This window comes from Pseudomonas sp. AC463 (genome assembly GCF_979253585.1).
Genome location: NZ_CEEDDZ010000247.1, coordinates 1 through 358 on the forward strand (window position 1 = coordinate 1; position 358 = coordinate 358).

Sequence of the window (358 nt, forward strand, 5' to 3'; positions counted from 1 at the left end):
GGCCGGATGCGCTCGCCGCTTCTATTCGCTCGGGGAGCCGGCGCGCGGATGAACCAGTCGTAATCGTCCGTCCAGACCGAAACGTCGGGGGATGCGATAACATTGGATCGGTCAATCCATCAGGAGCAGAAACCAACCTATGTTGCGTGTCAGATGACAAAGTCCGGATCGATGATACCCCGGCGCGTGCTGGGCGATACCGGCCTGTCGGTGAGCAGCATCGGCCTGGGTGGGGCCGTGCTCGGCAACCTGTATCGCGCGATCCCGGACGATGTCGCCGCGCAGACGCTGACGGCCGCGCTGGACGCGGGCATCCGCTACATCGACACCGCGCCGCATTATGGACGCGGGTTGAGCG

1 protein-coding gene is annotated in these 358 nt (G+C 64.5%); it reads left to right on the top strand.

Annotated elements, in window-relative coordinates; translation table 11 throughout:
• Positions 1-153: 153 nt before the first annotated feature.
• Positions 154-358: aldo/keto reductase (locus AC0IYH_RS29995; protein ID WP_471837741.1), on the top strand; the 205-nt coding region annotated here is incomplete at its 3' end.